The sequence below is a fragment of the Stenotrophomonas sp. STK16_22 genome (assembly GCF_051984505.1).
Classification (GTDB): Bacteria; Pseudomonadota; Gammaproteobacteria; order Xanthomonadales; family Xanthomonadaceae; genus Stenotrophomonas; species Stenotrophomonas maltophilia_A.
On record NZ_CP196972.1, the window covers coordinates 526245 to 548102 of the forward strand.

General features: G+C 67.5%; 22 protein-coding genes. 11 read left to right on the forward strand and 11 right to left on the reverse strand.

Features of this window, described 5'->3' with window-relative positions:
* Nucleotides 1-277: 277 nt before the first annotated feature.
* Complete coding sequence (locus ACSYAO_RS02355; RefSeq protein WP_032128756.1) at nt 278-2389, reverse strand: M13 family metallopeptidase; 2112 nt, start codon at nt 2387-2389, stop codon at nt 278-280.
* A 176-nt stretch (nt 2390-2565) separates the two neighbouring features.
* On the opposite strand from ACSYAO_RS02355, the gene ACSYAO_RS02360 reads away from it, so the two are divergent.
* On the forward strand, nt 2566-5628 hold the full coding sequence (locus ACSYAO_RS02360) for a bifunctional diguanylate cyclase/phosphodiesterase (RefSeq protein ID WP_049463473.1): 3063 nt from the start codon (nt 2566-2568) through the stop codon (nt 5626-5628).
* A 95-nt stretch (nt 5629-5723) separates the two neighbouring features.
* Here ACSYAO_RS02360 and ACSYAO_RS02365 read toward each other — a convergent pair whose 3' ends face one another.
* Entirely contained in the window at nt 5724-6605 is an 882-nt protein-coding gene (locus tag ACSYAO_RS02365; protein ID WP_049424802.1) for a LysR family transcriptional regulator, read from the reverse strand.
* A gap of 96 nt (nt 6606-6701) precedes the next feature.
* Between ACSYAO_RS02365 and ACSYAO_RS02370 the strand changes: the two genes are divergently transcribed.
* The 3 genes from ACSYAO_RS02370 to ACSYAO_RS02380 all read left to right on the forward strand — a co-directional run bounded on the left by ACSYAO_RS02370 (nt 6702) and on the right by ACSYAO_RS02380 (nt 9699).
* Nucleotides 6702-7112 carry a DoxX family protein gene (locus ACSYAO_RS02370; protein WP_049424804.1) on the forward strand — a complete coding sequence of 137 codons (411 nt, stop codon included), beginning with the start codon at nt 6702-6704 and terminating at the stop codon, nt 7110-7112.
* A 31-nt stretch (nt 7113-7143) separates the two neighbouring features.
* The gene (locus tag ACSYAO_RS02375) at nt 7144-7932 is read left to right on the forward strand and encodes a dioxygenase family protein (protein ID WP_049463471.1); all 789 of its coding nucleotides are present in this window, start codon (nt 7144-7146) and stop codon (nt 7930-7932) included.
* Nucleotides 7933-8049: 117 nt separating this feature from the next.
* Nucleotides 8050-9699 carry a Na+/H+ antiporter gene (locus ACSYAO_RS02380; protein ID WP_032128751.1) on the forward strand — a complete coding sequence of 550 codons (1650 nt, stop codon included), beginning with the start codon at nt 8050-8052 and terminating at the stop codon, nt 9697-9699.
* Between the two features lie 90 nt (nt 9700-9789).
* On the opposite strand, the gene ACSYAO_RS02385 is transcribed toward ACSYAO_RS02380, so the two are convergent.
* Nucleotides 9790-10038, reverse strand: coding sequence for a DUF3297 family protein (locus ACSYAO_RS02385; protein ID WP_032128750.1), 249 nt, complete (start codon nt 10036-10038; stop codon nt 9790-9792).
* A gap of 90 nt (nt 10039-10128) precedes the next feature.
* On the opposite strand from ACSYAO_RS02385, the gene ACSYAO_RS02390 reads away from it, so the two are divergent.
* On the forward strand, nt 10129-10671 hold the full coding sequence (locus ACSYAO_RS02390; protein ID WP_005407911.1) for a DUF6630 family protein: 543 nt from the start codon (nt 10129-10131) through the stop codon (nt 10669-10671).
* A gap of 39 nt (nt 10672-10710) precedes the next feature.
* Here the strand turns inward: ACSYAO_RS02390 and ACSYAO_RS02395 are convergent, their stop codons facing one another.
* The 5 genes from ACSYAO_RS02395 to msrB form a co-directional block, all read right to left on the reverse strand.
* Nucleotides 10711-10986, reverse strand: a complete 276-nt coding sequence (locus ACSYAO_RS02395) for a DUF4031 domain-containing protein (protein ID WP_049463469.1) — start codon at nt 10984-10986, stop codon at nt 10711-10713.
* A gap of 13 nt (nt 10987-10999) precedes the next feature.
* Nucleotides 11000-11488, reverse strand: coding sequence for a hypothetical protein (locus ACSYAO_RS02400; protein ID WP_049463467.1), 489 nt, complete (start codon nt 11486-11488; stop codon nt 11000-11002).
* Between the two features lie 128 nt (nt 11489-11616).
* Nucleotides 11617-12555 carry a flagellar motor protein MotB gene (gene motB, locus ACSYAO_RS02405; protein ID WP_049398339.1) on the reverse strand — a complete coding sequence of 313 codons (939 nt, stop codon included), beginning with the start codon at nt 12553-12555 and terminating at the stop codon, nt 11617-11619.
* A 3-nt stretch (nt 12556-12558) separates the two neighbouring features.
* Nucleotides 12559-13413 carry a flagellar motor stator protein MotA gene (motA, locus tag ACSYAO_RS02410; RefSeq protein WP_032128746.1) on the reverse strand — a complete coding sequence of 285 codons (855 nt, stop codon included), beginning with the start codon at nt 13411-13413 and terminating at the stop codon, nt 12559-12561.
* 91 nt (nt 13414-13504) lie between these two features.
* Nucleotides 13505-13972, reverse strand: coding sequence for a peptide-methionine (R)-S-oxide reductase MsrB (gene msrB, locus ACSYAO_RS02415; protein WP_049463465.1), 468 nt, complete (start codon nt 13970-13972; stop codon nt 13505-13507).
* 141 nt (nt 13973-14113) lie between these two features.
* On the opposite strand from msrB, the gene ACSYAO_RS02420 reads away from it, so the two are divergent.
* Nucleotides 14114-14491 (forward strand): hypothetical protein, encoded by a 378-nt coding sequence (locus ACSYAO_RS02420; protein WP_049398340.1) that lies wholly within the window; start codon nt 14114-14116, stop codon nt 14489-14491.
* Between the two features lie 144 nt (nt 14492-14635).
* On the forward strand, nt 14636-14836 hold the full coding sequence (locus ACSYAO_RS02425) for a hypothetical protein (protein ID WP_049463463.1): 201 nt from the start codon (nt 14636-14638) through the stop codon (nt 14834-14836).
* A 56-nt stretch (nt 14837-14892) separates the two neighbouring features.
* Here the strand turns inward: ACSYAO_RS02425 and ACSYAO_RS02430 are convergent, their stop codons facing one another.
* Nucleotides 14893-15372 carry a winged helix-turn-helix transcriptional regulator gene (locus ACSYAO_RS02430; RefSeq protein ID WP_005407919.1) on the reverse strand — a complete coding sequence of 160 codons (480 nt, stop codon included), beginning with the start codon at nt 15370-15372 and terminating at the stop codon, nt 14893-14895.
* 149 nt (nt 15373-15521) lie between these two features.
* Between ACSYAO_RS02430 and ACSYAO_RS02435 the strand changes: the two genes are divergently transcribed.
* Both ACSYAO_RS02435 and alr read left to right on the forward strand, forming a co-directional pair.
* Complete coding sequence (locus ACSYAO_RS02435; RefSeq protein ID WP_032128742.1) at nt 15522-16826, forward strand: D-amino acid dehydrogenase; 1305 nt, start codon at nt 15522-15524, stop codon at nt 16824-16826.
* Nucleotides 16805-17875, forward strand: coding sequence for an alanine racemase (alr, locus tag ACSYAO_RS02440; protein WP_049463462.1), 1071 nt, complete (start codon nt 16805-16807; stop codon nt 17873-17875). The genes ACSYAO_RS02435 and alr overlap by 22 nt, the downstream gene beginning before the upstream one ends.
* 281 nt (nt 17876-18156) lie before the next feature.
* Here alr and ACSYAO_RS02445 read toward each other — a convergent pair whose 3' ends face one another.
* Nucleotides 18157-18720, reverse strand: a complete 564-nt coding sequence (locus ACSYAO_RS02445) for a DUF3016 domain-containing protein (protein ID WP_049463461.1) — start codon at nt 18718-18720, stop codon at nt 18157-18159.
* A gap of 244 nt (nt 18721-18964) precedes the next feature.
* Here ACSYAO_RS02445 and ACSYAO_RS02450 point away from each other — a divergent pair, with 244 nt between their 5' ends.
* Both ACSYAO_RS02450 and ACSYAO_RS02455 read left to right on the forward strand, forming a co-directional pair.
* Complete coding sequence (locus tag ACSYAO_RS02450; RefSeq protein WP_032128739.1) at nt 18965-20953, forward strand: hybrid sensor histidine kinase/response regulator; 1989 nt, start codon at nt 18965-18967, stop codon at nt 20951-20953.
* A 43-nt stretch (nt 20954-20996) separates the two neighbouring features.
* Nucleotides 20997-21287 carry a DUF3247 family protein gene (locus ACSYAO_RS02455; protein WP_049463459.1) on the forward strand — a complete coding sequence of 97 codons (291 nt, stop codon included), beginning with the start codon at nt 20997-20999 and terminating at the stop codon, nt 21285-21287.
* A 160-nt stretch (nt 21288-21447) separates the two neighbouring features.
* On the opposite strand, the gene ACSYAO_RS02460 is transcribed toward ACSYAO_RS02455, so the two are convergent.
* Nucleotides 21448-21711, reverse strand: a complete 264-nt coding sequence (locus ACSYAO_RS02460; protein ID WP_005407925.1) for a hypothetical protein — start codon at nt 21709-21711, stop codon at nt 21448-21450.
* Between the last annotated feature and the right edge of the window lie 147 nt (nt 21712-21858).

A 21858-nucleotide genomic window follows, 5' to 3' on the forward strand; every position in this document is an offset into this window, starting at 1 on the left:
GTTGGCAGCTACCAGAGCGGGGCATTTGCCGACCAAGGTTGGCACCCACCAGAGCGGGGCATTTGCCAACCAAGGTTGGCAGCTACCAGAGCGGGGCATTTGCCGACCAAGGTTGGCACCCACCAGAGCGGGGCATTTGCCAACCAAGGTTGGCAGCTACCAGAGCGGGGCATGTGCCGACCAGGGTTGGCACCCACCAGAGCGGGGCATTTGCCAACCAGGGTTGGCAGCTACCGGGAAATGAAACAGGCGCCTTTCGGCGCCCGTTCCGGTTACATCACCACACCTTGACCCGCTTGTCCGGGGCCAGGTACAGCTTCTGGCCTTCCTTCACTTCGAACGCCGGGTACCAGGCGTCGATGTTGCGCACGGTGAGTGCGCGGAACTGGCCCGGTGCATGCACATCGGTCAGCAGCGAGTTGCGCAGCGCCTGCTCGCGGCTCTTGCTGCGCCACGCCTGGGCGAAGCCGAGGAAGAAGCGCTGGTCGGGGGTGAAGCCTTCCAGGGTCTGCCCCGGCTTGCCCTGCAGCGACAGCTGGTAGGCATCGTAGGCGGTACCCAGGCCAGCCACGTCGGCGATGTTCTCGCCCAGGGTCAGCTTGCCGTTCACATGCACGCCCGGGAACGGCTCGTAGCTGCTGAACTGTGCGGCCAGCGCATCACCAGCGGCGTTGAACTGCTTCAGGTCTTCAGCGGTCCACCAGTTGTGCAGCTTGCCGGTCTCGTCGAACAGCGCACCGGCGTTGTCGAAGCCGTGGCTGATCTCGTGGCCGATCACTGCGCCGATGGCGCCGTAGTTCACCGCGTCGTCGGCAGCACCGTCGAAGAACGGCGGCTGCAGGATCGCGGCCGGGAACACCAGGCGGTTCTCCAGCGGCACGTTCATCGCGTTGATGGTCTGCGGCAGCATCGCCCACTCGCTGTGGTCGACCGCCTTGCCCAGCTTGGCGATGTTGCGCTGGTACTCGAACAGTTCGGCGCGCTGCGCATTGCCCAGCGCGTCATCACGGCGGATCTCCAGGCCGGTGTAATCACGCCACTTTTCGGGGTAGCCCATGCCCACGGTCAGGCCGGCCACCTTGGCCTTGGCGCTGGCCTTGGTCTGCGGCGACATCCACGCGAGCGCGTCGATGCGCTTGGCGAAGGCGGCGATGATGTTCTTCGCCATCTCGTCCGCGCGTTCCTTGGTCTTGGCGTCGAAGTGCTTCTCGACGTAACGCTTGCCGATCGCTTCGCCGATGGCATGGTTGGCGTCGTCCACTGCACGCTTCCAGCGGTCGCTCTGCTGCGGCGTGCCGCTCAGCGTGGTGCCGTGGAAGGCGAAGCGGGCATCAGCGAATTTCTTCGGCAGGTAGGCAGCGGCGCGGTCCAGCGCGTGGAAGGCCAGGTAATCCTTCCAGACATCCAGCGGCTCGGTGGCGACCAGCTTGGACAGGCCGGCCACGGCCTTGGGCTGCCAGACGATGAAGTCCTGCTGCTTGCCCAGCGCGGCCGCGTCGAGGAAGGCGTTCCAGTCCATGCCCGGCGCCTTGGCATTGAAGTCGGCCTGGGTCCAGGGATTGGCGCCCTTGGTCACATCATTGGTTTCTTCCTGGGTGGCGTGCGCCTGCGCGATCTTCGTCTCCAGCGCGAGGATGCGCTGCGCCTTGCCCGCCGGATCGGCGACACCGGCCAGCTGCAGCATCTGTGCGATGTAGGCCTGGTACTGCTTGCGCAGCTCGGCCATGCGGCCGCCGCCCAGGTAGAAGTCACGGTCGGGCATGCCCAGGCCGCCCTGCACCAGGTAGGGCGCGTTGCGGTCCGGCTGCAGCAGGTCCACCGACACCCACAGGCCGAACAGGCGGTCGGTGTAGAAGTTGGTCGCATTGAGCAGGTCGACGTCGGCACGCACGTCGCCGCCCAGGGCACGGGCCAGCCCGGCCTTGTCGGCGATCGCATCGATGGCCTTCAGCTGCGGCTGCACCGGCGCGATGCCGTGCTGCTCGATGCCGGCTTCGTCCATGTAGGCGGCGTAGTAGTCGCCGATCAGCTTGTCGTCACCGCTGGCCTGGGTGTTGCCGGCGGCGCCTTCGAGAATGGCGCGGGTGTCGGCCAGGGTTTTCTCGGCGATGACGTTGAAGCTGCCGAAGCGCGAGCGGTCGGCCGGGATCTCGGTGTTCTTCACCCAGGTGCCGTTGGCGAAGCCGAAGAAATCATCGCCGGCGTTGATGCTGCGGTCCATGCCGCTGGCATCGAAGCCGAAGCTGCCCAGCATCGGCTTGGCGGCCGCAGGTGCGGCATCGGCAGGCGCGGCGGTGCCGGCAGCCGGATCGGCCGGGCGGTCGCAGGCGGCCAGGGACAGGCTGGCAACGATGGCCAGTGCCAGGGTGGGACGGCGCAGCTTGGACATGGACTTCTCTTGCAGCGGAAAACCCCAAGTCTAATCCGCTCCGCCCCGGCTGGCCCTCCCGTAGTGCCGCCCGCCCTGTGCGGGATCTGGCTGAACGCGCGGAAGCGATCTTCACGCCGTCACCGGTGTGGTGCATGCTGGCCTCAGGAGCCCTGCGCGGACACGGGGAGGTGGCCATGCGGGGGCGGGTCAGGCGTCAAGAATGGCGTCCGCCGGCCGTTGAGGTCGGGGATGTGGAGGATTCGTTCGCGCATGAAGCCAGCCGACTGCACAAGGAAGACCAACCGATGCCCGCGCTGAAACGGGCGTTGGCCCGGCCGCTGCGCGCCATTACCTGGGGCGGGGTGTTGCTGGGCATTCTGCTGGTGGCCGGGTTGACCACCATGCTGGCCAACGACCATCACCGCCGGCTGGAGGCCGCACAGCGCCAGAGCCGTGCACTGGCGGTGGGCAGCGAGCGCCTGCTGGCGCTGGAGCTGCGCAACCTGGAGCGGGCGATGTCCGGCATCGCCGCCGATGCCGTTGAAGTGTTCCGCAGCGTGCCCGCGCAGGCGCCGGCGCTGCTTGATGCCTCCATCGGCGGCGTGCTGCGCCGGCATGCCGAGCTGCACAGCATCGTGGTGCTGGACAGCTATGGCCGCGCCCTGACGGCCGGCAAAGGTGACCTGAACCTGCCGCTGTGGACCGATCCGCAGCGCCGCGGCCTGGGCAGTTCGCTGTACATCGGCCCGCCGCTGCGCGCCAGCGACGGTGGCTGGGTGGTGCCGCTGGCGCTGCCGATGGCCGGTGACCGCTGGTTGCTGGCGCGGCTGCGCTGCGGCGAACTGCAGCGCATCATCGGCGGCCTCGATGTTGGCCCGAACGGGCTGGTGTCGATCAGCGATGCGGAAGGCTACATGCTGGCCCGCGTACCGGACCCGCACGGCACGGTCGGCCGACGCTACGATCTCGCGCATCGCGACCTGCTCGGCAAGCAGGCCGTGGTCGAGCTGGGCAGCCTGCCGGGCGCGGTCGATGGTGTGCAGCGCATCATCACCATCAGCACGCTGGAGCGCAGCCCGCTGGCGGTGCAGGTCGGGTTGGCCGATGAGGACGTGCTGGCGCCATGGTGGCCCTACCTGCAGGCGTCAGTAGCAATCGTGCTGGCCTACGTCGGGGTGCTGCTGGTCCTGCTGTACGCGGTGCGCCGCAGCACCCGCCGCCAGCAGTCGATGGCGGAGGAACTGAAGACCGGGCATGCCGAACTGCGCCTGGCCCACCAGGTTGGGCGCGTCTGCACCTGGTACGTGGACGAGGATGCCGCACTGTTGCGCTGGTCACCGCTGGCGCGTGAGATCTTCGGCGTGCAGACCGATGCGCTGCCGGTGGCCGATTTCTTCGCGCGCGTGCATCGTGATGATGCAGCGCGCCTGCAGCAGGCCTTCGACCAGGCCTTCGCCGGTGGCGCGGTGCTCGACCAGGTGTTCCGCCTGGTGCTGCCCGGAGGCGCAGTGCGCTGGGTGGGCGCACGCGGGCAGCGGGTGGAGGTGGCCGACAGCGAGCGCCGCATGATCGGTGCCCTGACCGACCTGAGCGAACGCTACCAGGCCCGCGAGCAGATGAGCGAAGTGGAACGCCGCTTCCGCCTGTTGTTCGACCGCAATCCAGCGCCGTTCTGGGTGTTCGATCCGGATACGCTGCGCTTCATCGAGGTCAACGATGCCGCCGTGCGCCAGTATGGCTACAGCCGCGAGGAATTCCTGGCGATGAGCATCCTCGACATCCGCCCGCGCGAAGGCTGGGACGAGGTGAAGGGTGCGATCGCCAAGGCCCGTGTCGGCGAGCTGCAGGATGCCACCGTGCGCCTGCACCGGCGCAAGGACGGCAGTGTGTTCGAAGTGCGCGCACACCTGTCCAAGCTCGATTTCGATGGCCAGCCCGCCTGCCTGGTGCTGGCCGAGGATGTGAGCGAGCGGCTGGCTTACGAGCGCGACCTGGCCTACCAGGCGCGGCACAACCCGGCCACCGGCCTGCTCAACGTGCGTGCGTTGACCGAACAGCTGGACGAACAGCAGGAGGGCTACACCATCGCCTTCGTGCAGTTGCGAGGACTGCAGCTGGTGGCCGACACGCTGGGCCGCGAGATCGGCGATGCGGTGCTGCAGTCGATGGCGACCCGGCTCGGTGGCCTGGGCGCGCGCTGCGGCACGCTGGCATTCCAGCCGGCGGAGGACTTCGTGTTCGCCATCGGTGCCGAGCACGATACCCAGCGCGTGCTGGACGACCTGCTGCAGATCGTGTCGGCGCCGATGCGCGGCAAGGATTCGCTGCACCAGTTCGAGCCGCGCATCGGCGTGGCCGTGCACATTGCCGGCGACGGCCACAGCGCCGAGCAGGTGATCGGCATGGCCGCACAGGCCGCGCATGCCGCGCGCGCCGAAGGCAACGTGGTGGTCTGGTTCGACGCGGCGGTGACCACGCGGTTGGCCGACCGCCTGCGCCTGGCCGGACGCATCCACGCCGCCATCGACAACGAGTTCCAGCTGTATTTCCAGCCGATCCGGCACGCCAGCGATGGCAGCCCGGCCGCGCTGGAGGCTCTGCTGCGCTGGCCGCAGGCCGATGGCAGCTTCATCCCGCCCAACGAGTTCATCCAGCTGTGTGAGGACACCGGGCTGATCCTGGCACTGGGGCGCTGGGTGATCCGTGCGGCGGCGAAGGCGCAGCGCCGGCTGGTCGAGGCCGGTTGGGGCGAGCTGCCGATCGCGGTCAATGTATCGGCGGTGCAGTTCTTCAACAGCGATCTGGTGGCCGAGTTCACCCGCGCGCAGCAGGAGTTCGGCCTGGCCCGCGGCGCGCTGCACGTGGAGCTGACCGAGAGCAGCCTGATGCGCAAGCCGGCGCAGGCGATGCAGACCATGCAACGCCTGCACGAGCAGGGCATCAGCGTGTCGCTGGATGATTTCGGTACCGGCTATTCCAGCATGTCCTACCTGCAGCACCTGCCATTGGACATCCTGAAGATCGACCGCAGCTTCGTCGCCGACGTGGAAACCAATCCGCGCAATGCCTCGATCTGCCGCGCGCTGCTGTCGCTGGGCCACAGCATGGGCCTGACCATCATCGCCGAGGGCGTGGAAACGCCGGGGCAGCTGGACTGGCTGGCTGCGCACGGCTGCGACCAGGTGCAGGGTTACCTGCTCGGGCGGCCGGCGCCGCTGGAACGGATCATCGAGGCGCTGGATGAGGTTGCCGCCTAAGTGGTAGTGCCGGCCGCTGGCCGGCATTCGCCCAGGACCGGGATGTGTCTGATTGCCGGCCAGCGGCCGGCACTACCGGCAAGCGCCAGATTCGGCTACACCCCGGCCTCCACCAGATGGTCGATGAAACTGCGCACCTTCGGTGCCAGATGGCTGCGGCTGGTATAGACCGCGAAGATGCCGATCGGCGAGGCCTCCCATTCGGGCAGGATGCGCACCAGGCGGCCATCGGCCAGCGCGTCTTCCAGCAGGAAATCGGGCTGCAGGATCACGCCCATACCGGCGATCGCCGCTTCGCGCAGCACGTCGCCGTTGTTGGCGTGCAGCAGGCTGCTTACCGCCACCTTCACTTCGCCGCCCGGTCCCTGTAGCGGCCAATGGTCGCCAGCGGCCCAGTAGCTGTAGCTCAGGCAGGCGTGGGCCTGCAGCTCCTGCGGCGTCTGTGGCGTACCGCGTGCGGCCAGGTAGGCCGGCGCGGCGCACAGGCTCACCCGCGATTCGCCCAGACGTCGCGCGATCAACGTCGGCCCCGGCTCGCGGGTGATGCGGATGGCGACGTCGTAGCCTTCCTCGACCATGTCCACCAGCCGGTCGGACAGGGCCAGGTCCAGTTCCACCTGCGGGAAGCGTTCGCGGTAGCTGGCCAGCAGCGGGCCGAGGCGGGCGATGCCCCAACTGACCGGTGCGTTGATGCGCAGCGTGCCGGAGGGCTCCAGCGCCTGCGCGCCGATGCTGGCCTCCAGCGCGTCGAACTCGGCCAGCAGGCGCACGCACTGGGCGTAGTAGGCGGCACCGGCACTGGTCGGGCTGACCCGGCGCGTGGTGCGGTGGAGCAGGCGGGTGGACAGGCGCTTTTCCAGCGCGGCGACCTGGCGGGTGACGCCGGCAGTGGACATATCCAGGGCCTGGGCGGCGGCACTGAAGCCGTTGCGCTCGACCACCGCCACGAACACGCGCATCGCCTCGAGGGTGTCCATTGTTGCGCCTTTTGAAATAAATACGGTCAATCCATCGTATTTATTGGTCCACGAAGGCGCAATAACCTGTGCCTACTCCCTTCAAGGTGTTTCCCCATGCACACCACGACCGCTCCTGTTTCGCCGCTGGCCCCGTACGGCGCCACCCTGCTGCGCCTGGCCCTGGGCGTGCTGTTCCTGGTCCATGCGCTGATCAAGCTGCTGGTATTCACCCCGGCCGGCACGGCGGCGTTCTTCGAGTCGCTGGGCCTGCCCGGCGTGCTCGGCTACCTCACCATCGGCGTCGAGCTGGTGATCACCGTCGCGCTCCTGCTGGGCATCTACGCACGCTGGGTGGGCCTTGTCGGTGTGCCGCTGCTGCTGGGCACCATCGTCACCGTGCACGGCGCCAACGGCTTCGGTTTCGCCAATGCCGGCGGCGGCTGGGAATACCCGGCGTTCTGGGCACTGGCGCTGGTAGTGCTGTTCCTGGTCGGCGATGGCAAGTGGACCCTGCGTTCGCGCTGATCGCCGCCTGACCCTGCAACTGGAGAATTCCATGTCCCGCCTGCCTTCGCTGTACATCTCGCATGGTTCGCCGATGACCGCCCTGCATCCGGGCCAGGTTGGCGTGCGCCTGGCCGAGCTGGCGCGCGACCTGCCGACGCCGCGCGCCATCGTGATGGCCTCGGCGCACTGGCTGGGCCGGCAGCCGCTGGTCGGCGCGCATCCGCAGCCACCGACCATCCATGACTTCGGCGGCTTCCCGCGCGCGCTGTTTGAACTGCAGTACCCGGCGCCGGGCGATCCGGCGCTGGCCGAAGAGGTGGCCGGCCGCATCGCCGCCGCTGGCCTGCCGGTGGCACTCGACCCGCAGCGTGGCCTCGACCACGGTGCCTGGGTGCCGCTGCGGCTGCTGCGCCCGCAGGCCGACATCCCGGTGGTGCCGCTGTCGATCCAGCCGATGCTCGGCCCCGAGCACCAGTTCGCGCTCGGCCGCGCGCTGGCGCCGCTGCGCGAGCAGGGCGTGCTGCTGGTCGGCTCGGGCAGCATCACCCACAACCTGCACGACTGGGGCGACTACCAGGACGGCAAGGAAGCGCCGTACGTGCGGCCCTTCATCGAGTGGGTGGAGCAGCGCCTGGCCGCCGACGACCGCCAGGCCCTGCTCGATTACCGTCGGCAGGCGCCGTTCGCCGAACGTGCGCACCCGACCGACGAGCACCTGCTGCCGCTGTTCTTCGCGATGGGCGCGGCCGGCGAGGGCGGCTTCGGTGCACGCCGCATCGACGCCGGTATCGATGCCGGCTTCCTCGCCATGGATCTGTACCGCTTCGACGGGGCATGAGCCGGGGCTGACGCGCGGCGGCCCCGGCCGTCGCGGTCATGGCCGCATGTGGTAGTTTTTTCCGGGTTTCCGGCGCTGGCTTGCGAGCCTCCCCGCGCGCCGCTTCCTGGAAGAAGCATGCATACCATTGAAGTCGTCCTGGCGATGCTGGTGGCCGTTGTCGCCAGCGGCTACCTGGTTCGTGTCCTGCCGTTCTCGTTGCCGCTGCCGCTGGTGCAGATCGGCCTGGGTGCGGTCATCGCCGGCGTGTTCAACCGCGGCCACGCGCTGGAGCCGGAGGTGTTCTTCCTGCTGTTCCTGCCGCCGCTGCTGTTCCTGGATGGCTGGCGCATTCCCAAACAGGGCCTGTTCCGCGACAAGGGCGCGATCCTCGAGCTGGCGTTCGGCCTGGTGGTGTTCACCGTCATCGGCGCCGGCTTCCTCATCCACTGGCTGATTCCAGTGATGCCGCTGGCGGTGTGCTTCGCGCTGGCGGCCATCGTGTCGCCGACCGACCCGGTGGCGGTCGGGGCCATCGCTTCCAAGGCGCCGATTCCCAAGCGCCTGATGCACATCCTTGAGGGCGAGTCGCTGCTGAACGATGCCTCGGGCCTGGTCTGCTTCCGCTTCGCGGTGGCGGCAGTGATGACCGGCACCTTCTCGCTGGCCACCGCCTCGCTGACCTTCGTGTGGGTGGCGGTGGCCGGCCTTGCTGTGGGAGTGGCAGTGACGCTGGGTGTGTCCACCTTCCAGCGCTGGCTGTGGCGCCGCTTCGGCGAAGAGCCTGGCGCGGCGATGCTGGTCAACCTGCTGATTCCGTTCGCGGCCTACCTGCTGGCCGAAGAGATCCATGCCTCGGGCATCCTCGCCGCGGTCGCTGCCGGTATCGCGATGAGCTATGTCGAGCTGACCGGCCGTGTCTCCGGCAGCATGCGCGTGCAGCGTGCCGGGGTCTGGAACATGCTGCAGTTCAGCTTCAACGGCATCATGTTCGTGCTGCTGGGCGAGCAGCTGCCGGGCATCGTCGAACGCGCCACCACCACCATGAACGAGACCGGCCACCAGAGTGCGTGGTGGCTGCTGGTGTATGTGGTGGTGATCAATCTGGCACTGGTCGTGCTGCGCCTGCTGTGGGTGTGGCTGTCGCTGCGCTGGAACCTGCTGCGCGCGCGTCGTCGCGGCCTGGAGCGGGGCGAGGCGCCGAACTGGCGCATCGTGGTGGCGACCTCGGTGGCCGGCGTGCGCGGTGCGATCACCCTGGCCGGCGTGTTGACCCTGCCGCTGTTCCTGCCCGACGGCAGTGCGTTCCCGGCGCGTGACCTGGTGATCTTCCTGGCCGCGTCGGTGATCCTGTTCTCGCTGCTGGGCGCCAGCATCGCGCTGCCGCGGCTGTTGAAAGGCCTGCAGCTGCCGTCCGATTCGGGTGAGCGCAAGGAAGAGGATCTGGCGCGCCGGCTGTCGTCGAAGGCGGCGCTGGCCGGGGTCGAGCGCATGCGCCAGCAGATGGTGATGAACCAGAACACCGAGAACGTGCAGCTGTACAACGACGCCGCCTCGCGGGTCAGCCTGCTATACCAGCGCCACCTGGAGAAGGACAGCGACGGGCCCGACGTGGACCCGGAGAAGGTGCGGCGCATGGAACTGGGCTACCGCCAGCTGCGCAGTGCCGGCCTCAATGCCGAGCGCGAGGAGCTGTTCCGGCTGACCCGGCGCGGGGTGATCTCCGATGAGATCTCGCGGCGCCTGATCCGCAACCTGGACCTGCTGGAATCGCGCAAGCGCGAGTGACCCTGCCCCGAAGCGTAGAGTCGAGCTTGCTCGACTGCTCTTTCGCAAAGCAGTCGAGCAAGCTCGACTCTACCGATCCCACGGCGCGGGTTATTCCGGCTTCTGGTCCAGGAAATACGCCTCGACCTTGCCCTTGACCTTGATGGTCATCGGGTTGCCGCGGCGGTCGCGGGCCTTGCCGGCCTGCACGCGGATCCAGCCTTCGCTGACCGAGTATTCCTCGACGTTGTCGCGCTCGACGTCGTTGAAACGCACGCCAACGCCGCGCTCCAGCGCCTGCGCATCATGGAAGGGGCTGGCCGGGTTGATCGCCAGGTGGTCGGGAGGGGTATCGCTCATCGCTTCATTCACAGTGACGGCCACCAAGGCCGGCTTCAGCGGCACAGGATAAACCGTAGAATGCCGGCCTGCCCCAGAGGAAGTTCCGCCATGCCCGACAACAGCGACTATTTCGACTTCGAGGAAGACATCCACGACTTCGACGAAGACGGCTTCGAGGCGCGGGTCTGGAACCTGCTGGTACTGATCAACCCGGGCGACGAAGAGCTGGCCCTGCAGCAGTTCAACCGCTGGCGCGAGCACCTGGCCGAGGACGGGCAGCCGCTGGAAGCGGACAGCGACTGGCTGCCAGCGCTGTTCACGGCCATTGCCTGGCAGTCCGGTTTCGAGGTGGAACGAGATGACCTGGAATCGCTGCAGTCGGCGGTGAACGAGCTGTCGGCGCGCTTCAACCTGCAGCTGGACTGGGGCGGCGACCTGGACGACGAGGACTTCGCCGAAGACCTGGACGGCGTGCAGCTGATGTCCACCGCATTCGACCGCCTGCGCGAGCACAATTACACGCTGTGGAGCGTGGATGCCGGCAGCGACGGCTTCACCGGCGTGATGGCGCTGACCCGCGACGACGACGCGATGCTGGCGCTGTGCTCGCTGCTGAACGTGGAAATCCGGCTGGGCAGCGACCCGTTCTGAGATTGATCGGTAGCGCCGGGCCATGCCCGGCGCTCCCATCTACGGCCGGTACTGCGCCCTGGCGTTGGCGATCACCGCTTTGACCAGCGCGCGGTCGGTGTGCCTTGAGATCGCCCGCGCACCGAGCGCGATCGCCTGTGCGCGCAGCTCGGAAGTGACATCGTAGTGGGCACCGCTGGCCTTGTTCTGGAAGGCCCGCGGGGGAATGCCGAGCTGCGCCGCCATCGCGTGCAGCTCGGCCAGGGTGTCGGCCATCAGGTGCGCCCAGCGCTGTCCGCGCCAGGGATGCACCGCGTCATCGACGTAGACTGTCACCGCCGCGGCCGGTTCAGGCCTGCGGCTTGCTGTCGCTGTCAGCGGCCGGAGTGGCCTCGGCAGCGGCTTCTTCGGCCACGTCGCCCTCGGCGGCTTCGCCTTCCTCGCCTTCAGCAGCGTCGACGCCTTCGAACTCGGCAACCAGCTTGTCCAGGTACTCGTCGGCGGTCTGCTCGGATTCGGCCGCCAGGGTGTCCAGCAGCTTCTGCAGCAGTTCGGAGTACTCCAGGTTGACCTTGCGGCCTTCCTTCTCCTGCACGTTGGCCAGGTGCTTGAGCATGGCCAGCATCGGCACCGGGTTCTCGGCGTTGCCCATGGTCTGGCCGCCGATGGCCAGCAGCCACTCACGGCCCTGCAGGCCGATGGCCGCGACCACCTGGCCGTCTTCGTTGGTCAGCACGGCATGGTTCTGCACCTGCTGCTGCGCGTTCAGGCGCAGGAACGGGCGCTTGGCCTGCTGCTTCTTGCGCTTGTCGCGCTTGGCCTTGGAGTTCTGGGACATGGGGTGGGGTCACCTGGAAACGGAAAGACCACCATTGTAGCGGGTGCGCCGGGTCATGCCCCTGGTGGGTGCGGACCTTGGTCCGCACGCTTTTCCCGGATGTGCGGACCAAGGTCCGCACCTACCGTTTACTTTGCCGGACCCTGCGCGGCCTGCACGTCCGGGTCGGCGGCGGGGGCCGACAGCCCCACCTGCGGGCCGGCACCGGCCAGGGCGGCTGCTTCGGCGGCCTGGGTCATCACCACGATGCTGATGCGGCGGTTGATCGGATTCTGCGGGTCGGCCTTGTCGAACAGCACCGACGAAGACAGGCCGACCACGCGGGTGATCTTGCTGTCCTCCAGGCCGCCGTCCACCAGTGCGCGCCGTGCGGCGTTGGCACGATCGGCGCTCAGTTCCCAGTTGCCGTAGCCGCGCGCGGCCGAATAGGCGGTGATGTCGGTGTGGCCGGTCAGGCTGATCCGGTTCGGCACGTGGTTCAGGTAGTTGGCCAACTCGTGCAGGATCTGCTGCGTGTACGGCTTCAGCGTGGCGCTGCCGAGGTCGAACATCGGCCGGTTCTGCTTGTCCACGATCTGGATGCGCAGGCCTTCCGGGGTCAGATCCAGCAGCAGCTGGTCCTTGAACGGCTCCAGCGCCTGGCTCTTGCTGATCGCCTCCTGCAGTTCCTTCATCAGCGCTTCCAGCTGCTGCTTGTCGCGCTGCTGCTGGTCCACCGGCTGCGGCACCGCTTCCTTCTGGTTCTGGAAGGGATCGTTGCTGCTGCCCCGCGAGATGTCGGTGGCACCACCGAGCTTGATCATCGAGGTGCTGGCGCCACCCGGGCCGGCCATGCCGGGCGCCGGCGTGGCGTTCTGCCCGCTCAGCGGGCTGGGGTTGCGGAAGTACTCGGAAATGGCCGCACGGTCGTTCTTGTTGGTGGTGGCCATCAGCCACAGCACCAGGAAGAACGCCATCATCGCGGTCACGAAGTCGGCATACGCCACCTTCCACGAACCGCCATGATGGGCGGCGTGGCCGGCCTTCTTGACCCGACGGACGATGACGGTGGGCTTGGTCTCGGCCATGGCTTACTTGACCGTCTTCAGGTGCTGCTCGAAATCGGAGAAGGCCGGGCGCACGTTCGACGGCAGCGTCTTGCGGGCGAATTCCAGCGCGATCTTCGGGTTGTAGCCACGCAGGCAGGCCAGCAGCGCGGTCTTCACCGATTCGTAGATGCGGCTGTCCTGCTCGGCGCGCGCTTCCATCGCTGCCGCCATCGGGCCGACGAAACCGTAGCCCAGCAGGATGCCCAGGAAGGTACCGACCAGCGCGCCGGCCACATGGCCGCCGACCTCGACGATATCCCCGCCGATCGAACCCATGGTGATGACGATGCCGAGCACCGCCGCGACGATGCCGAAACCGGGCAGTCCGTCGGCGACCTTGGTCAGCACCTGCGACGGCGCCATGGCCTCGGCGTGGTGCTTTTCCAGCTCCAGTTCCAGCAGCGGCTCCAGCTCGTGTGGCTCGATGTTGCTGCCGATCATCAGGCGCAGGCAGTCGGTGATGAAGTCGATCAGGTGGTGGTCGGCCTGCACCTTGGGGTAGTTGCCGAACAGCGCGCTTTCGGCCGGGCGCTCGACGTGGTCTTCCAGCGCCATGAAGCCTTCGCGGCGGGCCTTGTTGAGCAGTTCATAGAGCAGGCTGAGGACATCGATGTAGTCCTGCTGCTTGTAGCGCGGGCCCTTGAACACGCCGACCATGGCCTGCAGGGTCTGCTTGACCGTCTTGGCCGGGGTGCCGACCAGGAAGGCGCCGAGCGCGGCGCCACCGATGATGACCAGCTCGTAGGGCTGCCAGAGGGCACCCAGGCGGCCGTGGGCACCGAGATAGCCCCCGATCACGCTGACGATGACGACCAGGAATCCAACGATGATGAGCATGGGGCGACGCAAGGAGAGGGGATATCTCCTTGTCGGCCCGTCGCCCGGTTTTCTGAAGAGGGAATTCTGTGAAATCGGTCAGCGGGGTGTTTCAGCCCGCCACGCCGCTTTCGGCGCCGCCACGCTGCAACGGGTCGGGCCAGGGCTCGCCATTGCCGGTGAACAAAAGTGAGACGGAGTTCAGGCAGTGGCGCTCGTAGGTGGGCGGCGGGCCGTCCGGGAATACGTGGCCCAGATGGCTGCCACAGCGCGCACAGGTGATCTCGGTGCGGACCATGCCGTGGCTGGTATCGCGGATTTCGCGCACGTGTGCCGGGTCGAACGGGGCGAAGAAGCTCGGCCAACCGGTGCCGGAATCGAACTTGGTGCTGGAGCGGAACAGCGGCAGTGCGCACAGCCGGCAGCAGTAGACGCCCTCGCGCTTGTTGTCGAGGAACACGCCGCAGAACGGCGCCTCGGTACCGTGCTGCAGCAGCACGCGGCGCTCTTCACTGCTGAGGCCGGCGATCAGCGCCTCGGTCTGGGTGGCGGTGGGGGGCGTCAGGTCGAAGGCAGTCATGGCGGCGCTCCGTGGGGGTTGATGGCCTGGGGATGGCGGAAAACGTGGGGGTGCCGGCGCGCGCTTGCAAGTGTGATGGCCGTTCATGGCCGGCACACAGGTGCAGGCGCAAGGTAAATGTGATCCACGCCGGAGCGTGACATGAAACCGACCCTTTCCCTGCTGTTGATGGCCCTGTTGCCCCTGGTCGCGCAGGCCCAGGTACCGACGTCGTCGAGCCCGACCGCCACCCGCAGTGCCACCACCGTGGCACCGCAGCCGGTGATGCCGCCGCCGCAGGCCGCTCGCCCGCAGCCGCAGGTCCTGCCGTCGCCGCAGCCGGCGCAGCCGATCAGGTCCACCGGTCCCGCCCAGATCGCGCCCACCCCGGCGCCGAAGCCGGCCGACAAGGTGTACGACCGCAATGGCCGCATCGTCCCCGGGGTACGCCCGGCCGGTCCGAACCGCGTGTTCGATTCGCGTACCGGCCGCTATTACGACAGCGTGCCGGCCGGCGATGGCCAGCAGATCAAGCGCTGATCTCGGGTGCCAAACGAGGTTGGCGGCTACCGCACGCTGTCCGGCCTGAACGCACGAAAACAACCCGCTGCAGATCACTGCTTTTTCGCCTGCGATTAACCGTTCCGGGACCAACGTGACCGTGCGCCGGCATTGCGCCGCCGCATGTCCTTCGTCCACTGGATCGCGATCATGAAAAACCAGCAGAACCGTCATCCCGGCAAGGAACCGCAGGGCCGCAACCCGCAGCAACAACAGCAGCAACAGCAACAGCAACAGCAACAGCAGCAGATGGAGCCGCAGCAGCCGCACAAGGGTGGCAAGCAGCAGGAACAGCGCTCGCAGAAGCATCCGCAGCAGCGCTGACGGACCCGGGGGTCAGAGCCCGCTGCACGGGATCTGGCCCCACTACCGTTCCGGACTCAATCCGGAATCGGCAGGCTCAGCGTTTCCTTCACTTCTTCCATCACGATGTAGCTCTTCGACTCACGCACATGCGGCAGTGTCAGCAGGGTGCTGCCGAGCAGCTTGCGGTAGGAGGCCATCTCGCTGATCCGCGCCTTCAGCAGGTAATCGAAGTCGCCCGAGACCAGATGGCACTCCAGCACGTTGGGCAGCTTCAGGGCGGCGCGCCGGAACTCCTCGAAGATGTCACCGGACTTGTAGGCCAGGCTGATCTCCACGAATACCAGCAGGCTGGCCTTCACCGCCGCCGGGTCCAAGTGGGCGTGGTAGCCGGTGATCACCCCCTCGCGCTCGAGCCGGCGCACGCGCTCGGTACACGGGGTGGTGGACAGGCCGACCCGCTCGCCCAGTTCGGTGAAGGAGATACGGCCCTCGGCCTGCAGGATGCGCAGGATCTTGCGATCGATCTTGTCCAGTTCGCGGGTACGGGTGGCCATGGCCGTCAACCTTGGGGAATGAATTGCAGGGGAACATCCTGCCGGTTGATCGCAAATCAGGCAAATCAACTGGGAATGGCTGTCTATACTTCCCCAATTATGGTCCCGGCACGCTCCAGTGCAGGGAATGATCGGGTTGGAGAAGTCCCATGCGAGTCCTAGTTCTCGGCAGCGGCGTGATCGGCACCACCAGTGCCTGGTACCTGCGACAGGCCGGGTTTGAAGTCACGGTCATCGACCGCCAACCCGGCCCGGCGCTGGAAACCAGCTTTGCCAATGCCGGCCAGCTGTCGTTCGGCTACACCTCGCCGTGGGCCGCCCCGGGCGTGCCGAAGAAGGCCATCGGTTGGCTGTTCGAGAAGCATGCGCCGCTGGCGATCAAGCCGGGCATGGACCTGGCCCAGTACCGCTGGCTGTGGCAGATGCTGCGCAACTGCACCCACGAGCGCTACGCGATCAACAAGGCGCGCATGGTGCGCATGTCCGAGTACAGCCGCGACTGCCTGAACGAGCTGCGCGCGCAGATCGGCATCGAGTTCGAAGGCCGCGACCTGGGCACCACCCAGCTGTTCCGCACCCAGCAGCAGCTGGATGCCTCGGCGCAGGACATCGAGATCCTGGCCCAGTACGGCGTGCCGTACGAGGTACTGGACCGCGCCGGCATCATCCAGGCCGAACCGGCCTTGGCCCATGTCGATGGCTTGGTCGGCGCGCTGCGCCTGCCACGTGACCAGACCGGCGACTGCCAGCTGTTCACCCGCCGCCTGGCGCAGATGTGCGTGGATGCCGGTGTCGAGTTCCGTTTCGACCAGGACATCACCGGCCTGGAATTCGATGGCGACCGCATCACCGGCGTACGCATCGACGGCAAGCTGGAAACCGCCGACCGCTTCGTGGTCGCGCTCGGCAGCTACTCGCCGGCGCTGGTCGCATCGTTGGGCATGCGCCTGCCGGTGTATCCGCTGAAGGGTTACTCGCTGACCTTGCCGATCACCGACCCGGCGATGGCGCCGACCTCGACCATCCTCGATGAGAGCTACAAGGTGGCGGTGACCCGTTTTGACGACCGCATCCGCGTCGGTGGCATGGCCGAAGTGGCCGGCTTCGACCTGTCGCTGTCGCAGCGCCGTCGCGAGACCCTGGAGCTGGTGGTCAGCGATCTCTACCCGAAGGGCGGTGACCTGTCGCGCGCGCAGTTCTGGACCGGCCTGCGCCCGGCCACGCCGGACGGTACGCCGGTGATCGGCGCCACGCCGTTCCGCAACCTGTACCTCAACACTGGGCACGGCACGCTGGGCTGGACCATGGCGTGCGGCTCGGGCCGCTACCTGGCCGACCTGATGAGCGCGCGCCAGCCGCAGATCAGCACCGAAGGCCTGGATATTTTCCGCTACGGCCAGTACGGTCACGCGCCGCAACAAGAGAACCGCACATGCGTCCTGCCCGCGCGCTGATCGATCTGGGCGCCCTGCGCAGCAACTACCGGCTCGCCCGTGAACTGGGCGGTGGCAAGGCCCTGGCGATCATCAAGGCCGATGCCTATGGCCACGGCGCAGTGCGCTGTGCGCAGGCACTGGAAGGCGAGGCCGATGGTTTCGGCGTGGCCACCATCGAAGAGGCGCTGGAACTGCGCCAGGCCGGCATCCGTGCGCCGATCCTGCTGCTGGAAGGCATCTTCGAGCCCAGCGACATGGCGCTGGTGGCCGAACACGATTTCTGGTTCGCGGTGGGCTCGCCGTGGCAGCTGGAAGCCCTGGTCGCGTTCGACAGCCCGCGCCCGCTGACGGTGTGGCTGAAGCTGGACAGCGGCATGCATCGCCTCGGCCTGGACGTGGACAGCTTCCGCGCGGCGCATGCACGCCTGTTGGCGCTGCCGCAGGTCGAACGCATCGTGCTGATGACCCACCTGGCGCGTGCCGACGAACTGGACAGCGAACGCACCCACGAGCAGGCGGCGACGTTCGCGCGGGCCATCGACGGCCTCGATGGCGAGACCAGCGTGTGCAACTCGCCGGCGCTGCTGGGCTGGCCAGATGTACGCAGCGACTGGGTGCGCCCGGGCCTGATGCTGTACGGCGCCAATCCGCTGCCTGACAACACCGCGCTGACCGAGCGCCTGCGCCCGGTGATGACGATGCAGTCGAAGGTGATCGCCGAACGCTGGATCGAGGCCGGTGAGCCGGTGGGCTATGGCGCGCGCTTCGTGGCCAAGGCACGCACCCGCGTGGGCGTGGTCGCGCTCGGCTATGCCGACGGTTATCCGCAGTTTGCCCCGAATGGCACCCCGGCGCTGATCGATGGTCAGCCCGGTGCCCTGATCGGGCGCGTGTCCATGGACATGCTGACCGTGGACCTGACCGCGCACGCGCAGGCCGGCATCGGCAGTGTGGTGGAACTGTGGGGCAGTGCACCGACGCTGTCCGAACTGGCGCCGCGCTGCGGCGTGAGTGCGTACCAGCTGCCCTGCGCGGTCAAGCGCGTGGCGAAGGTCTATCAGGACTGACCGAACGCTGGCCGTGCACGGCTCTGGTAGCGGCCGACCTTGGTCGGCGCTGTGAATGCGTGTCGACCAAGGTCCACACCTACCGGTAGGGACCGGTCGGCGCGCACGGCTCTGGTAGCGGCCGACCTTGGTCGGCGCTCTGAATGCGTGTCGACCAAGGTCGACACCTACCGGTAGGGACTGGTCGGCGTGCTCGGCACTGGTAGCGGCCGACCTTGGTCGGCGCTTTGAATGCGTGTCGACCAAGGTCGACACCTACCGGTGAGTCGCGCCGCCCGGGATCATCGCGCGGCGGTGGCCTGGCTGGCCAGCTGCCGCTTCACCCAGTCATCGATCAGGCGCTTCTCGTAGCGCAGCGGATCACTGTCGCTCTTCAGCCCCAGGTTGTGCAGGTAGCCGGTATCGCTGAGGCGCACATCGCCCTCGCTGACGATACGGCCGCTGGCGTCCTTCAACGTGTACTGCAGGCTGATCCGCGGCGGGTAGATGTCACGCATGATCCGGATGTCGCGGCCACGCGGGCCATGCCACGGCTCGTAGTCACCGGCGCGCTTGATGTCGACCAGGGTCACATCGAGGGTCTGCCCAGGCTGCAGCGGCTTGGCGGCGGTGGTCTGCAGGTAGCGTGCCAGCTGCTGTACCCAGTCGCCACGCTCGGCCTCGAAGCGGTTGGTGCTCTGGCGGATCTCGGTGAATTTGGCCGGGTCCTCCCATTTCACGCTGACCGGGCCATCGGCCTGCAACGCACGTGGCGCGTCCGCATCGGTCACGGTGCGCGGTGCAGCGGCGGCGCCGCCCGCCACCAGGGCGCCTGCCAGCAGGGCAATCGCGAGTGAGCGTTTCATGACGGTCTCCTGCGTCCCCGCGATGGGGACGATGTTGATCACAGATCGAGTGTGATCCTGCGGCCGGGGCGCCGCAATGGCAGATTGCGTCATGCGCAAGAGTGGTTGCCGCCAATTCATCGTCGTCAACCATGACTGACGGCGCTTGACGCTGTGAATACGCCCTTTGGAAGATGCTGTGCCTCCAACCCGGCCTGCACTGACGCCCTTGTCCACACTGCCGCCCCTCGTGGAGCGCCCACCGATGATGGTGCCGGCGCCCGAACCCGACCTGCATCATGGCGTGCTTGAGCGCATCAACGCCGGTTTCTGCGTGATCCAGGTGCTGTTCGAGGGCGATCGTGCGGTCGACTATCGTTTCATCGAGGTCAACGACGCATTCGAGCGCCACACCGGCCTGAAGGATGCGCGTGGCCAGCGCATGACGGCGCTGGAACCGGGCCACGAGGAAGACTGGTTCCGCATCTACGGCGAAGTTGCCCGCAGTGGCCGGCCGGCACAGTTCGAGATGGAAGCGCGTGCGCTGGGCCGCTCGTTCGCGGTGGATGCGGTGCGCGTGGGCCGCCCGGGTGAGGACAAGGTCGGCATCCTGTTCTTCGACATCACCGCGCGCAAGCAGATGGAAGTGGAGCTGGGCGAAAGCGAAGCCCGCTTCAGTGCGCTGGCCGATGGCCTGCCGATGCCGGTGTGGGTGCTCGACGAGCGCGGCCATGCCCGTTTCGTCAACAGCGCTTTCAGTGAGTTCTTCGGCGGCGACGAGACGCGCGTGCCGGAAGATGTCTGGCGTGGCCTGGTGCACCCGGACGATGCGTCGGTGTTCGAGTACGAACTGCAGGAAGCGCTGAAGGCGCAGCGGTCGATGCATGCGCTGGTGCGGGCCCGACGCGCCGATGGCGACTGGCGTTGGTTGGAGATGAACGCGCGTCCGCGCTTCTCGCGGATGGGCCGCTTCATCGGCCTGGCCGGCAGCAGCCCGGACGTGACCGAACGCCGCGAGATCGAACTGGCCCGCGAGGAGCTGCTGCAGTCCGAGCGTGCCGCGCGCAGCGCAGCCGAGAACATGGCGCGGCTGAAGGACGAGTTCCTGGCCACGCTGTCGCATGAACTGCGTACGCCACTGACCACCATCCTCGGTTGGAGCGAACTGCTGCTGCAGCGCGTGGACAACACCAGCCCGCTGTACAAGGGCCTGAACGTGATCGCCAACAGCGCCGGTGCGCAGAAGCGGCTGATCTCGGACATGCTCGACCTCAGCAGCATGCTGCTGGGCAAGGTGCAGCTGGAGGTGGAGATACTGGATCTGCGCGACCTGCTGGGCGAAGCCATCGGCGCGCAGGAGCTGGTCGCCGAAGGCAAGGCGCTGGACGTGAGCCTGCAGCTGCCGGAGCAGCCCAGCCTGGTGCTGGGCGATGCCACCCGCCTGCAGCAGGTGTTGTGGAACCTGCTGTCGAATGCGATCAAGTTCACCCCGGCCGAAGGCCGCATCGATCTGCAGCTGCAGGCCGACGGCAACCACTGGGTGATCACCGTGCGCGACACCGGCGACGGCATCGCGCCCGAATTCCTCAATCATCTGTTCAGCCGCTTCCGCCAGGCCGATGGCACCACCACCCGACGGCATGGCGGCCTCGGCCTGGGTCTGGCAATCGTGCAGCAGCTGGTCGAACTGCATGGCGGTACCGTCGCCGCCGCCAGCGAGGGCCATGGCCACGGCGCCACCTTCACCGTGCGCCTGCCGCAGCACATTCCCGATGCCGAACGGCGGCCGCTGCGCGAAGTGATCAGCGGACCGATCCTGGAGCCGGTGATCGTCGAGCCGTATCCGCTGCGTGGCATGCACGTGCTGGCGGTGGAAGACCAGCCGGAAGTGCTGGAGTACCTGCGGCGCATGCTGGAAGAGCAGGGCGCAAGCGTGTCGGCAGCCAGCTCGGCCGGTGAAGCGCTGGCGCTGCTGGCCGATACCGGGCACCTGCAGTACCACGTGATGCTGACCGACATCGGCATGCCGGGCATGGATGGCTATGGCCTGGTGCGCACGCTGCGCGAGGACATGGGCGTGGATGCGATGACCCTGCCGGCGGTTGCCGTGACCGCGCTGGCACGTGCCGATGACCGGCGCCGAGCGCTGGCGTCGGGCTTCCAGGAACACGTGGCCAAGCCGTACTCGGTGGCACAGCTGGTGGCTGCGGTACGCAAAGTGCAGGTGCCACGCGCGGACAGCGCGCTGCACTGAGCATTCACGGCCGATCGGCGACCCTGCACGCAGGAGGTCGCCGATGTCCCGTACAGCTCCCCGCATCCACACCGATCCGGCGCAGATCGCGCGCCTGGAAGCCCTGCTGCCGCAGCTGGAAGGCGAAACGCAGGTGGAACTGACCCTGCACGATGGTCGCCGACTGCTCGGCACCGTCGCCGTGAAACCGACGGTGCAGCAATACCGCAACGAGGCCGGCGACGAAGGCAGCAACGGCCAGCTGCGCCTGGATGACTACGACACGCCGGTGCAGCAGCACCATGTGTGGCTGGATGAGATCGCCAGCATCCGCAGGTTGCCGCCCAGGGTCTGACGGCAACCTGCCAACCCCATCCACGCATGGCGTGGATCTACTGGAAAGGGCCACGCATGGATGTGCGTGACCTCGTCATCGGCCAGGCCTCATGCCGTCCACGCACAGCGTGGATTTTCCAGAGGTTGCAGTAGAGCCACGCCATGCGTGGCTGTTGGGATCAATGCTCGAACAACGTAGGCGTCGCCTCGAACCGGCGCGCATAGGCGCGTTCTTCCGCCACCCTCGCCACCTCGTCGTCGGCCAGGTCCGGTGCGCCGTACACCGCATAGGCCACGCTTCCGTCGGCACCATGGCCGACCTGGTGCAGCCGGTAGCGCGAGTGGCCACCGCCGGTGTCCTCGGGGTAATGCACGGGCGGATGGCTGCCTTCCAGGTCCATTTCACTGTTGTCGACCACGCCACCGACGAACAAGGCTCGCATGCAGGTTCTCCTGGGTTTCCGGGGGAGCCTCTACCCTGAACGTTTCAATGTTGCTGGCAGATCAAGGCCCCGTTCGGGTTTCGCAAAGCGGCCGCCGGGGCCGGCCCGGCCAAGCCGGTACAATGGACGGCCCTCACGCTTGAAGTA

Excerpts from the sequence above, each read along its gene's own strand:
- ACSYAO_RS02355 (WP_032128756.1), bottom strand. The coding sequence starts at position 2,389 with ATGTCCAAGCTGCGCCGTCCCACCCTGGCACTGGCCATCGTTGCCAGC.
- ACSYAO_RS02360 (WP_049463473.1), top strand. The coding sequence starts at position 2,566 with ATGCGGGGGCGGGTCAGGCGTCAAGAATGGCGTCCGCCGGCCGTTGAG.
- ACSYAO_RS02365 (WP_049424802.1), bottom strand. The coding sequence starts at position 6,605 with ATGGACACCCTCGAGGCGATGCGCGTGTTCGTGGCGGTGGTCGAGCGC.
- ACSYAO_RS02370 (WP_049424804.1), top strand. The coding sequence starts at position 6,702 with ATGCACACCACGACCGCTCCTGTTTCGCCGCTGGCCCCGTACGGCGCC.
- ACSYAO_RS02375 (WP_049463471.1), top strand. The coding sequence starts at position 7,144 with ATGTCCCGCCTGCCTTCGCTGTACATCTCGCATGGTTCGCCGATGACC.
- ACSYAO_RS02380 (WP_032128751.1), top strand. The coding sequence starts at position 8,050 with ATGCATACCATTGAAGTCGTCCTGGCGATGCTGGTGGCCGTTGTCGCC.
- ACSYAO_RS02385 (WP_032128750.1), bottom strand. The coding sequence starts at position 10,038 with ATGAGCGATACCCCTCCCGACCACCTGGCGATCAACCCGGCCAGCCCC.
- ACSYAO_RS02390 (WP_005407911.1), top strand. The coding sequence starts at position 10,129 with ATGCCCGACAACAGCGACTATTTCGACTTCGAGGAAGACATCCACGAC.
- ACSYAO_RS02400 (WP_049463467.1), bottom strand. The coding sequence starts at position 11,488 with ATGTCCCAGAACTCCAAGGCCAAGCGCGACAAGCGCAAGAAGCAGCAG.
- motB (WP_049398339.1), bottom strand. The coding sequence starts at position 12,555 with ATGGCCGAGACCAAGCCCACCGTCATCGTCCGTCGGGTCAAGAAGGCC.
- motA (WP_032128746.1), bottom strand. The coding sequence starts at position 13,413 with ATGCTCATCATCGTTGGATTCCTGGTCGTCATCGTCAGCGTGATCGGG.
- msrB (WP_049463465.1), bottom strand. The coding sequence starts at position 13,972 with ATGACTGCCTTCGACCTGACGCCCCCCACCGCCACCCAGACCGAGGCG.
- ACSYAO_RS02420 (WP_049398340.1), top strand. The coding sequence starts at position 14,114 with ATGAAACCGACCCTTTCCCTGCTGTTGATGGCCCTGTTGCCCCTGGTC.
- ACSYAO_RS02425 (WP_049463463.1), top strand. The coding sequence starts at position 14,636 with ATGTCCTTCGTCCACTGGATCGCGATCATGAAAAACCAGCAGAACCGT.
- ACSYAO_RS02430 (WP_005407919.1), bottom strand. The coding sequence starts at position 15,372 with ATGGCCACCCGTACCCGCGAACTGGACAAGATCGATCGCAAGATCCTG.
- ACSYAO_RS02435 (WP_032128742.1), top strand. The coding sequence starts at position 15,522 with ATGCGAGTCCTAGTTCTCGGCAGCGGCGTGATCGGCACCACCAGTGCC.
- alr (WP_049463462.1), top strand. The coding sequence starts at position 16,805 with ATGCGTCCTGCCCGCGCGCTGATCGATCTGGGCGCCCTGCGCAGCAAC.
- ACSYAO_RS02445 (WP_049463461.1), bottom strand. The coding sequence starts at position 18,720 with ATGAAACGCTCACTCGCGATTGCCCTGCTGGCAGGCGCCCTGGTGGCG.
- ACSYAO_RS02450 (WP_032128739.1), top strand. The coding sequence starts at position 18,965 with ATGATGGTGCCGGCGCCCGAACCCGACCTGCATCATGGCGTGCTTGAG.
- ACSYAO_RS02455 (WP_049463459.1), top strand. The coding sequence starts at position 20,997 with ATGTCCCGTACAGCTCCCCGCATCCACACCGATCCGGCGCAGATCGCG.
- ACSYAO_RS02460 (WP_005407925.1), bottom strand. The coding sequence starts at position 21,711 with ATGCGAGCCTTGTTCGTCGGTGGCGTGGTCGACAACAGTGAAATGGAC.